The sequence below is a fragment of the Kitasatospora sp. NPDC006697 genome (genome assembly GCF_042869935.1).
In the GTDB taxonomy this organism is placed as follows: domain Bacteria; phylum Actinomycetota; class Actinomycetes; order Streptomycetales; family Streptomycetaceae; genus Kitasatospora.
The window spans coordinates 61799-72137 of the sequence record NZ_JBIAGU010000044.1; the positions used below are offsets into that span (position 1 = coordinate 61799).

Annotated in this window: 6 protein-coding genes and 3 pseudogenes; 5 read left to right on the plus strand and 4 right to left on the minus strand. The window is 74.2% G+C overall.

What is annotated here, in order from left to right; genetic code table 11:
• Nucleotides 1-7: 7 nt before the first annotated feature.
• On the minus strand, nucleotides 8-2818 hold the full coding sequence (locus ACFYNO_RS38235) for an ATP-binding protein (RefSeq protein WP_388022609.1): 2811 nt from the start codon (nucleotides 2816-2818) through the stop codon (nucleotides 8-10).
• A 176-nt stretch (nucleotides 2819-2994) separates the two neighbouring features.
• Between ACFYNO_RS38235 and ACFYNO_RS38240 the strand changes: the two genes are divergently transcribed.
• Nucleotides 2995-4491: an MFS transporter gene (locus ACFYNO_RS38240; protein ID WP_388022611.1), complete on the plus strand. Its 1497-nt coding sequence runs from the start codon at nucleotides 2995-2997 to the stop codon at nucleotides 4489-4491.
• Between the two features lie 72 nt (nucleotides 4492-4563).
• Here the strand turns inward: ACFYNO_RS38240 and ACFYNO_RS38245 are convergent, their stop codons facing one another.
• Nucleotides 4564-5139 (minus strand): TetR/AcrR family transcriptional regulator, encoded by a 576-nt coding sequence (locus ACFYNO_RS38245; protein ID WP_388022613.1) that lies wholly within the window; start codon nucleotides 5137-5139, stop codon nucleotides 4564-4566.
• A 91-nt stretch (nucleotides 5140-5230) separates the two neighbouring features.
• On the opposite strand from ACFYNO_RS38245, the gene ACFYNO_RS38250 reads away from it, so the two are divergent.
• Nucleotides 5231-5947, plus strand: a complete 717-nt coding sequence (locus ACFYNO_RS38250; protein ID WP_388022616.1) for an SDR family oxidoreductase — start codon at nucleotides 5231-5233, stop codon at nucleotides 5945-5947.
• 172 nt (nucleotides 5948-6119) lie between these two features.
• Nucleotides 6120-6728 (plus strand): hypothetical protein, encoded by a 609-nt coding sequence (locus tag ACFYNO_RS38255; protein WP_388022617.1) that lies wholly within the window; start codon nucleotides 6120-6122, stop codon nucleotides 6726-6728.
• A gap of 83 nt (nucleotides 6729-6811) precedes the next feature.
• Here ACFYNO_RS38255 and ACFYNO_RS38260 read toward each other — a convergent pair.
• Nucleotides 6812-7438: pseudogene (locus ACFYNO_RS38260) on the minus strand (pirin family protein); the annotation flags it as partial.
• 50 nt (nucleotides 7439-7488) lie between these two features.
• On the opposite strand from ACFYNO_RS38260, the pseudogene ACFYNO_RS38265 reads away from it, so the two are divergent.
• A pseudogene (locus ACFYNO_RS38265) lies at nucleotides 7489-8232 on the plus strand (IS256 family transposase); the annotation flags it as partial.
• Nucleotides 8233-8249: 17 nt separating this feature from the next.
• Here the strand turns inward: ACFYNO_RS38265 and ACFYNO_RS38270 are convergent.
• Nucleotides 8250-9926, minus strand: coding sequence for an IS4 family transposase (locus tag ACFYNO_RS38270; RefSeq protein WP_388022620.1), 1677 nt, complete (start codon nucleotides 9924-9926; stop codon nucleotides 8250-8252).
• Between the two features lie 128 nt (nucleotides 9927-10054).
• Here ACFYNO_RS38270 and ACFYNO_RS38275 point away from each other — a divergent pair.
• Nucleotides 10055-10339 (plus strand): annotated as a pseudogene (locus ACFYNO_RS38275) (transposase); the annotation flags it as partial.

Genomic DNA, 10339 nt, shown 5'->3' on the forward strand with positions numbered 1-10339 from the left:
CTGAGGGTCAGTCCACCAGCCGCAGCCGGTGGGCCAGGGCCGCCGCCTCCGTGCGGGAGGCGGCGCCCAGCTTCGGCAGCAGGTTGGAGACGTGCACCCCCGCCGTCTTCGCCGAGATGAAGAGCCGCTCGCCGATCTCCCGGTTGCTCAGCCCCTGCGCCACCAGCCGCAGCACCTCCAGCTCACGCGGCGTCAGCCCGAGCCGGTCCGCAGCGGCGCCCGCCAGGCGCTCACGGGCGGTCAGCTCCGCGATCCGTCCGGCCAGCGGCCCGGCGCCCAGCCGGGCGGCCAGCTCGCCCGCCTCCCGCAGCAGTTCGGCGCCCCCCGCCCGGTCGCCCGCCGCCAGCGCCGCCTCGCCGGCCCGCAGCAGCGCCTGGGCCAGCGGGTACGGGTGGCCCAGTTCCCGCCAGGCGGTCACCGCGCCCGTCCAGTCGCCGTCCTCCCAGGCCGTGGCGGTGGCCCGCTCGGCCCGCTGCACCGGTCCGGGCACCGGCAGTGCCGCCGCCAGTCGGCGCAGCTGGCCGTCCCGCCGCCGTACCACCGCCGCGGCCTCCGGCTGCCGCACACCCAGCGCGAGCCCCAGCTCGCCGACGTGGCGCCCGGCCAGCAGCAACGGCCAGGCCGACAACGGGTGTTCGGCCAGCTCGGGGTCGGCCAGTACCTCGCCGAGCAGCCGGTCCGCCGCTGCCCAGTCACCCTGGGCCAGCGCGCAGAGCACCGCCAACTCCCGCTCCGGCAGCCGGAACGCGCGTCCCGAGTAGCCGCTCTCGAACGGTCCCGCGGCCGTCCCGGCGGCCGCCGCGGCCGCCGCCGGGTCCCCCTCGGCCAGGTCGAGCAGGCCCCGGGTGGTGAGCAGCACGGACCGGTAGAGCGGCGGCGGCTGCTCCGCCAGCGCTCCGTCCAGCACGGCCCGCGCGTCGGTCCAGCGGCCCAGCCGGACCAGCGCGTCGCCCAGCATCGAGGCCAGCACGGCCCCGCGGTTGCCGGCCAGCCCGCGCCGCACGGCCAGCGCCAGCCCGCGCTCCGCGGTGCGCACCGCCTCCGGGTAGTCGCCGGCTCCCGCGTGCGCCATGGTCAGCATCACGGCGACCAGCAGCAGCGTGTCGTCGTCGCCGGCCGCGGCGGCCAGCCGCTCCGCCTCGGCGCAGTCCGCCATGGCGGCGGCGTGCCGGCCGGCCCGGGAGTGGTCGGCGGCCAGCGCGACCAGGGCCAGCGCCCGCACCGCCGGCTGCTCCGCCGCCTCGGCCAGCCGCAGCGCCTCCGCCGCCGCCGTGGCCGCCTCCCGGTGCCGGGAGAGCACCGCGAGCCGGCTGGCCAGGGTGGCCAGCAGCCGCCCGCGCACCGCCGGAGTGCCGCACGGCAGCAGCGCCAGCGCCTCCCGCAGGTCGTCCAGCCCGTCCCGGCCCTGACGGTGCTTCAGCAGGCTGCGGGTCTCCAGCAGCAGCGCCCGCTCGGCCGGCTCGGCGGTGACGGCCAGCGCGGCGTCGGCCAGCTCCAGGCCGCGGGCCGGGGCCCGGGCGTCCAGCGCGGCCCGGGTGGCCGCCCGCAGTACCTCCTCCCGTCCCGGTTCCGGCTGCCCGGGGTCGTCCAGCATCCGTTCCAGCAGCCGCAGTTCCTCGCCGTAGGCGCAGCCGGCCCGGGCCGCCGCGGCGGCCGTCCAGGCGGCCCGGTAGGCCGCCGCCCGGTCGCCGGCGGCGTGCCAGTGCAGGGCCAGCGCCGCCGCGGCCTGGCCCGGCGGGACCAGCGCGGGGTCGGCGGCCAGCGCCCGGGCGCAGGCCGCGTGCAGCCGCCGACGCTCGCCCGGCAGCAGCTCCTCGGCGACGGCCGAGCGCAGCAGCGCGTGCCGGAACGCGTAGCCCTCCTCGCCGGCCAGCAGCACCCCGCGCCGCACGGCCGGCCGCAGCGCGGCCTCCAGCTCCGGCTCCGGCTGCCCGGTGACGGTGGCCAGCAGCGCCGGTCCGACCGGCTCGCCCAACACCGCGGCGGCCCGCAACCCGGCCCGGGCCGGCTCGGGGAGTTCGCGCACGCCGGCCAGCAGCAGCTCGCGCAGCGGCACGGGGGTGCGGTCGCCGGGGGAGTCGAGCAGCGCGGCGGCGAACAGCGGGTTGCCGCCGCTGAGCCGGTGCACCTCGGCCAGCCGGGCGGCGGGGAGCCCGGCGCCGCCGAGCACCAGCAGGTCGGACGGGGTGAGCGGGCCCGGGTCCACCCGGTGCACCCGGGGCAGCCGGTCCAGTGCCGCCAGCAGGGCGCGCACCGGGTGGTCCTCGTCCAGGCCGGTGTCGCGGTGGGTGACCAGCAGCAGCATCCGGGGCGCGGCCAGGTTGCGGACCAGGAAGAGCAGCAGCTCGGCGCTGGCCGGGTCGGCCCAGTGCACGTCCTCCAGCAGCAGCACCAGGCCGCGGTCGGCCGCCGCGGCCTCCAGCAGGGCCAGCACCTCCTCGAACAGCCGGGCCCGCCGGTCGTCGGCGGGGGGCTCGCCGAGGCCCGGCAGCCAGTGCGCGAGCGCGTACGGGCCGGTGCCGGGCAGCCGGGCGGCCAGCCAGGCCGGGCCGTGGGCGCGCAGCAGGCGGCGCAGCACGGCGGTGAACGGGGCGTAGGGCAGCCCGTCGGCGCCGAGCGCCAGGCAGCCGCCGGTCAGCACCAGGTCGGGCAGTCCGTCGGTGAAGGCGGTGGCCAGCCGGGTCTTGCCGATGCCCGGCTCGCCGCCGACCAGCACGGTGACCGGCTCGCCGGCCGCCGCCTCGCGGTGGGCCCGGGCGAGTGCGGACAGCTCGGCGTCCCGGGAGAGGAGGGCCGGCGCCCCCGTGCGGCTGCTCATGGCGGGGATACTAACCGCGCCGACGGTCCGATGATCATGGAATCTGAAGACGGCTCAGCCGGATCTGAAGAGGCGGCTAAGCCATCTGCCCAAGGTGCCGGGGGTGGTTCGGGGCGAGGCTGCTGCCCGTACCCGGCGGCGCCCGCCGCCGGACCGCCTCCGAACGGGGTCCACCGATGAACATCCGCACCGCACAGCGGGACCGCCGCACTGCCACGGACACTCCCACGGCGCCGCCCGAGGACCGCTCGGCGCTGCGCAGCCGGCTCGCCCTGCCGGTGATCCTGCTGGCCACCTTCATGGCCTCCTTCGACTACATGGTGGTCAACGTGGCCGCGCCCGCCCTGGCCCACGACCTGAAGGCGGGTCAGGCCGCGCTGGAGCTGGTGGTCGGCGGCTACGGCTTCAGCTACGCGGCCGGCCTGATCACCGGCGGCAGGCTCGGCGACCTGTTCGGGCACCGGCGGGCCTTCCTGCTCGGCGTCACCGGGTTCACCGTCGCCTCGCTGCTCTGCGGGCTGGCCGCCAGCCCCGGGCAGCTGGTCGCCGCCCGGCTGCTCCAGGGGCTTATGGCAGCGGTGATGGCGCCGCAGGTGCTGGCGCTGATCAGCCGGCTCTTCCCGGCGGAGCAGCGGGCCCGGGCACTCTCCTGGTTCGGCGTCACGCTGGGGCTGGGCGGGATCGCCGGGCAGGTGCTCGGCGGGCTGCTGCTGCAAGCCGATCCGTTCGGGCTGGGCTGGCGGGTGATCTTCCTGGTCAACCTCCCGGTGGGCGGGGCCGCCGTGGCCGCCGCCGCCCGGCTGATCCCGCGCTCCGTCTCGACACCCGCCTCCGCCGCCCGCGCCCGCCTCGACCTGGCCGGGGTGTTCGGCCTGGCCGGCGCGCTCGCCCTGGCCCTGGTGCCGCTGGTGCTCGGCCGTGAGGCCGGCTGGCCGCTCTGGACCTGGCTGAGCCTGGCCGCCGCCGCGCTGCTGCTGGCCGCCACCCTCCGCTGGGAGCGCCGGCTGGCCCTGGCCGGCCGGGAGCCGCTGCTCGACCTGGCGCTCTTCCGCGGCCGGGCCTTCGGCATCGGCCTGCTGATCAACGCCTGCGTGCTCGCCGCGATCGGCAGCCAGCTGTTCACCGGCACCCTGCTGCTGCAGGCCGGCCTCGGCCTGGACTCCCGCGCCGCCGGGCTCGAGTTCCTGCCGCTCGGCCTGACCACCATGGCCGCCTCGCTGCTCGGCCGCCGGCTGACCGCCCGGTTCGGCAGCCGGGTGCTGGTCGCGGGCACCCTGATCAGCGCGGCGTCGAGTCTGCTGCTGGCGCTCACCCTGCAGTTGGCCGGCGGCGGACTGCGCCCGCTCGAGCTGGTGCTGCCGCTGGCGCTCACCGGCTTCGGCAACGGGCTGACCCTGCCCGCGCTGATGGGCGCGATCCTGGCGACCGTGGCGCCGGCCCGGATCGGCGCTGCCTCCGGAGTGCTCACCACCACCCAGCAGTTCGCCGGTGCCACCGGGGTCGCCGGGGTCGGCGCGGTCTTCTTCGCCACCCTGGGCCGCGGCACCTCGCCGGTCGCCTACGCCTCGGCCGCCGAGGCGGGCGCCTGGGTGATCGCCGCGCTGATGGCGGCCGCCGCCGCTCTGGTCGGGGTGCTGCTGCGGAGCCCGTCGACTCCCGCCGCACAGCGCTGAACTGGTGGGCCGTCAGCAGTACCCGGCCGACGGTCCGTCAGGTGCACGGAAATTTGTTCTCCCCGACCCGACTCAGTCCGGCTTCGCCAACTTGGCGACCGCGGTGCAGAGTTCCCGTGCGGTGGTGGCGTCCACCGGCCCGTGCAGGTCGATCATCCGGTACCACATGGTGCCGAAGAGCATGTCCACCACCAGCTCCAGCGGCACGTTCCAGTCGCCCTCCAGCCGGGCCAGCCGCTCCCGGAGCAACCCCCGCCGCCAGCTGATCAGTTCGGCCACCCGGGCGGCGACCTCCGGGTCCTTCTGGCCGTCCGCCACCAGGCCGAGCAGCACCGGCCGCGCGGGGCCGCCGTTGTTCAGCGCGAAGGTCGCGGTGAGGAAGGCGAGCAGGTCGGCCTCCGGGTCGGCGGTCGGCTCCGGGGTGGCCACCCGCAGGCTGAGCTCGTTCAGCGCCTCCATCAGCACCGCGCCGGTGCTGGGCCACCAGCGGTAGACGGTGGCCCGGCCGACGCCCGCGGCCTCGGCGATGCCCTTCATGGTCACCGCGGTGTAGCCGTCGCGCTCCACCAGCTCCAGGGCGGCGGCCAGCACGGCCTGTCGGGCCTGGTCGCTGCGCGGGCGGCCGCGCGCCGCTGCTCGGTCGGTCATGAAACCACTTTACAAGGCACCCTGACTCGAAATATAAACGAGGCACAGTGACTCGAAATCGTGTGGGTCCGGAACCTGGGGGAGTGACTCCGTGTCGGAGCGCATCGTGATCATCGGCGGCACCGCGGGCATGGGCCTGGCCACCGCCGCGCACTTGGAGAAGGCCGGCCACCGCGTGGTGGTCGCCGGCCGCGACGAGCAGCGGCTCGCCGCCGCCCTGGAGCGGCTGGGCGGCTCCGCCGAGGGCCGGGTGGTGGACGCCGGCTCCGCCGAGCAGCTGGCCGAGTTCTTTGCCGCCGTCGGCGAGTTCGACCACCTGGTGGTCACCGTGGCCCCGCACGGCGGTGCGGGCCCGATCGCCGAGTTGGAGCGCGAGCAGCTGCGGGTCCTGACCGACGGCAAGCTCGCCGCCCACCTGCTGGCCGTCCAGGCCGCGCTGCCGACGCTGCGCGCGGACGGCTCGATCACCCTGGTCGGCGCGGTGACCGCACATGTCGGGGTGGCCGGCACGGCCGCCCTGGCGGCCGTCAACGGGGCGGTGGAGGCGGCGAGCCGGGCCCTCGCGGCCGAGCTCGCCCCGCGCCGGGTGAACGCCGTCTCGCCCGGCTTCGTGGACACCGACTGGTGGGACTGGCTGCCCGGCGAGGCCCGCGACGGCCTCTTCGCCCAGACCGCCGCCGCCCTGCCGCTGAAGCGGGTCGGCCGGGCCGAGGACGTGGCGCACGCCATCGCCTTCCTGGTGGAGAACGCGTACACCACCGGCATCAGCCTGATCGTCGACGGCGGCGCCCGGCTCCAGACGGGCTGACCCGGGGCGGACGCGGGCCGCTGACCCGGCCCGCACCCCCGCCACCCCGGGTTCGCGGCCGCCAGGGCCGAGCTCGGCGCCACCGCCATCCGGCCCAGGAGCTGTCGCCGTGGAACGGGACAACCGGTACTAATCGGACGGTGTGCTCCCTCATCCGTGGAAAGGACGGCCGATGTCCCGTCAGCAGCACCGCTCCGCCCGTCGACTGATCTCGCTGGCCGTCCTGCCGGCCCTGGCGCTCGGCGCCGCGGCCTGCTCCAGCTCGTCGACGTCGAGCTCCTCGGGGGGCAGCACCACCGGCGCGGCCTCGGCGCCCGTCACCGCCAGCTTCTCCGGCTCCGGCCCGTCCTCGCTGCAGTCGCTGGCCTCGGCCGGCCAGTCCGCTGCCTCCGCCGCCGCCTCCTCCGCCGGGGCCCGGGCCTCGGCCTTCGCCGCCTCCGCCTCGGCCGAGGCGGCGCGCAGCCGGTCGGCCTACCAGGCGGCTCTGGCGCCGGTCTCGGGGCAGGGCGACGCGATCTCCTCGGTGGTCCTCACCGGCGTGCCGAAGGACCAGTCCGGCGGCCTGAACGCGGCCGTGGTCACCATCACCAACAGCACCGGCGCCGCCGCCTCCTACGCGGTGCAGGTGGACTGGATCGACCCGTCCGGCCAGGTGGCGGACAGCGACATCGTGGGCACCGAGAACCTGGCCCCCGGTGCGCGGGCCCAGCCGATCGCCGTCACCGTCAAGAGCCCCGAGCAGTCGCTCTCACCGAAGGTGGCCAAGGCCCAGCGCTTCTGACCGGCCCTGACCGGCCCGCCGAACAGCCCGGTGCCCGGGCCGCGCTGCGTTGCGCGGCCCGGGCACCGGGCTGTCGGGGTGGGTCAGTTGGCGTCGGCGGGGATGGTGCCGAGCTTGCCGGCCTGGAAGTCCGCCATGGCCTGCTGGAGCTCGGTGTGGCTGTTCATCACGAACGGGCCGTACCAGGCGACGGGCTCGCGGATCGGCAGGCCGCCGAGCAGCACCACCTCGAAGTTGGGGGTGCGGGAGTCCTGCTTCTCGTCGGCCCGGATGGTGATCGAGCCGCCCTCGCCGAAGACCACCGCCTGTCCGGTGTGGAACGGGCGGCGCTCCTCGCCGGCCGAGCCGCTGCCGGCCAGGCCGTAGGCGAGCGCGTTGAAGTCGCTGCGCCAGGGGAGGGTGACCTGGGCGCCGGGGTTGACCGACACGTGGGCCATGGTGATCGGCGTGTGCGTGGTGCCGGGGCCCTGGTGGCCGTCGATCTCACCGGCGATGATCCGCAACAGCGCGCCGCCGTCCGAGGAGGCGAGCAGCTTGACGCTGCCGCCGCGGATGTCCTGGTACTTCGGCGCGATCATCTTGTCGGAGGCGGGCAGGTTCACCCACAGCTGGAGGCCGTGGAAGAGGCCGCCCGACATCACCAGCGACTCCGGCGGGGTCTCGATGTGCAGCAGGCCGGAGCCGGCGGTCATCCACTGGGTGTCGCCGTCGGGGGTCTGTAAAAAGAACGGTGTAACTTCCGATCAAGGAGAAGCACCTGATGAAGGAAGTCACCGTCTCGGCCGAGGCTGTCGAGGCCGTGCGCCCGGTGGAGTTGCAGCCGGACGCGCTGGACGAGCAGTTGATCGGGCAGCTGGTGGATCGGGCCCGTGCGAGCGGGCTGCAGCTCACCGGCGCCGGAGGTCTGCTCCAGCAGCTCACGAAGAAGCTCCTGGAGTCCGCGCTCGAGGGCGAAATGACCGACCACCTCGGCTACGAGAAGCACGACCCAGCTGGCGCCGGCAGCGGCAACTCGCGAAACGGCACCCGCTCCAAGACCGTGCTGACCGAGGTCGGCCCGGTGCAGATCGAGCTACCCCGCGACCGCGAGGGGTCCTTCGAGCCGCAGCTGGTTCGCAAGCGCCAGCGGCGCCTGGCTGGTGTCGATGAAATGGTCCTCTCACTGTCGGCCCGCGGTCTGACGCACGGTGAGATCTCCGCGCACTTGGTCGAGGTCTACGGAGCCGAGGTGTCCAAGCAGACCATCTCCACCATCACCGATCAGGTCGTCGAGGGCATGGCCGAGTGGCAGAACCGACCGCTGGACCCGGTCTATCCGGTGGTCTTCATCGACTGCGTACACGTGAAACTGCGCGACGGCCAGGTCGCCAACCGGCCCATCTACGTGGCGCTGGCGGTCACCGTCGAGGGCACCCGCGAGATTCTCGGGTTGTGGGCCGGCGACGGCGGAGAGGGCGCCAAGTACTGGCTCCACGTGCTGACCGAGATCAAGAACCGCGGCGTCGGGGCAAGGCCACGGAGTTAAGCCACACCCGGGTTCGTCAAGGTGGTCCGTTTCCATGCGTCGGAGAGGGTGTAGGTCCCGTAGGCGATCTTCCTGAGAAGGCCTTCGGCGGCCCAGTGGGTCATCTGGGTCGCGAAACTCGCGTAGTTGCGAATGCCCAGGGCGATGGCGACTTCGCGGGGTCGCCAGGATCGTTCGGGCTCGGCGGCCATGAGGTGGAAGGTCCGGTTTCGATTGCCGGCGCCCATGGACCGGATCCCGGCGACGGCCTTTCGCTGGTCCTCGTGGTCGTCTGGAGGCTGGGGCGGGGCGTCGGGAGCTGAGCGGAGCGTGACAGTCAGGCCGGTGATCGCCTTGCTCTGCCGGGGGCGGGGTTCTGCGGGGTTGGTGGGGTATCGCGTGCGCCCGGCCTTGACCGAGCGGGCGCTCGTGCGGGGCCGTCTCGCTGGCAGCAGGCCAGCCAACACGGCCAGGCCGATGGTGCCGACCAGCTCATCGTGGCGGCCGCTTCCGTCTGTGCCCAGGTCGGCGAGGACGATCCTGTCACGTGCGGTTTCCAGGGCGACGGTGAAGCTCGCGCGGTCCGGGTCGGTGCCCGGACAGGACTCCACGGCGTCGACCATCGCCGCCCGCAGGAGCTGATAGACGATCAGCTGTGCCCACAATTCTTGCTCCAGGCCGGCGCGGTCCTGCGACCTGAGCACCAGACCGTCCTGAAGGGTGTGCCGCAGCGCGTAGTAGGCGGACTCGACCTCCCAGCGTTCGTGGTAGAGCCGGAGCAGCGCTTCGGCGGGGTCACTGCGGTGGTCGAGCAGGGTGGTGGCGATGCGGTAATGCTCGCAGAGAGTCTGGCCGCTGTCCGTGGTCATCGTGATTGTCGCGTCGATGACGCGCACCTTGAGCCTGCCCAGCCGGGTGAGATACGAGCCGTCGGGGAGCACAGCCAGGATGGCGGGACGGCGGCGAGCGGTGATGCGGATGACGAACTGGGCTCCGGTGGCCGCAGTGGCCGCCAGGAAGTCGTCCGCATCGAAGCCTCGATCGGCGAGCACGAGCATGCTGGCGTTCACCAGCGGCAGGAGGCGCCGCGCATAGGTGGTCTCGTACTCGCTCGTCGGCCCGAACACCGCGCCGATCAGACCGCGAGAGCCGGTCTCGCAGAGCGTCATGAGCCGGAGGAGGGGGTAACCGGCCCAGCCCAGCCGAGCTTGGATCTTGCCGAGCCAGGCTCGGTTCCGCTCGCAATCCGGCACCTTCACTGCGCTGCATCCGTCGAACGCCACGGTCCGCCAGCGTCGGTAGCGGACGCCGACCGTGGTGGGTTGCGCGAGCGGCCCGGCCAGCACCTCGAACAGGGCTTTGAGTGGGGTGGGCCCCACGCGTCGCCGCAGGCATCGAAGGGCCTTCTCGCTCGGACGGTCGATCCCCGGCGTGGTGAGTCCGGCCGTCAGCTTGTCCCAGACGCGCAGGTAGCCCAGTGCAGGAAACAGCGACAGGGCCAGGATGAAGTACACCCCGACGCGAGAAGGCAGGAGCCGTCGGCGACGCTCCACCGCGTGGTTCTCCTCGAGTACCGCGTCCACGAGTTCGACAGGAAGGTAGCGGGTGAGCTCACCCAGATGGCCCGGGGCGAGGACGGAATCTCCGCCTCCTCCAAGGCAATCGGGCCGAGCGGTGGCAGATTGGTCAGTCAACGGGACCTCTTCGGCAAGCAGATCTTGGTCGATCCGTTGCTATACCGGAGGCCCCGTCCTCATGCCTGCATTCCAGCCCGAGATCACTCTCTTGACGGACGCAGGCGGGGCTTAACTCCGTGGCCTTGGGCGTCGGGGACGTCTGCATGGTCGTCTGCGACGGCCTCAAGGGCCTGCCAGACGCCATCTCGGCGGTCTGGCCGCAGGCCGTCACGCAGACCTGCATCGTCCACCTGATCCGGGCCTCGTTCCGCTACGCGGCCCGCCAGGACTGGGACAAGATCTCCAAGGCCCTCAAGCCCGTCTACACCGCCCCGACCGAGGACGCCGCACTCGAGCGGTTCGTCGAGTTCACCGAGGCCTGGGGCAAGAAGTACCCGGCGATCGTGCGGCTCTGGGAGAACGCCTGGGCG